Source organism: Chryseobacterium sp. BGARF1, assembly GCF_001677955.1.
Classification (GTDB): Bacteria; Bacteroidota; Bacteroidia; order Flavobacteriales; family Weeksellaceae; genus Chryseobacterium.
In genome coordinates this window covers 1-332 of record NZ_LELA01000225.1, presented here as the reverse complement: position 1 = coordinate 332, position 332 = coordinate 1, and the positions used below count along the sequence as shown (strand labels likewise).

The window sequence follows — 332 nt, the reverse complement described above, 5'->3', positions numbered from 1 at the left end:
GCCTTTGGAAGCAGGTCTTGGCTGGATAACAAAATTTACCAAAGATTTTATTTACAACGGATTTTTAAAAATTCAAAAAGAAAAGGGTGTTACTAAAAAGCTGGTAGGTTTTGAAATTGAAGGCAAAGGAATTCCCCGCCATGGATATGAAATTTGGGATCATCATCATCAAATTATTGGAACGGTTACCTCGGGAACACTTTCTCCTACACTCAAAAAAGGAATAGGAATGGGATACGTCTGCTTTGAAAGTGCTAAACACGGAAGTGAAATTTTTATTAATATAAGAAATAAACCGGTCAAAGGTGTGATTGTGAAAACTCCATTTATTA

The 332-nt window shown here is 34.9% G+C and carries 1 protein-coding gene; it reads left to right on the top strand.

Going from position 1 to position 332, the window contains the following annotated elements; translation table 11 throughout:
• Positions 1-332: glycine cleavage T C-terminal barrel domain-containing protein (locus AB671_RS21780; RefSeq protein ID WP_317040136.1), on the top strand; the 332-nt coding region annotated here is incomplete at both ends.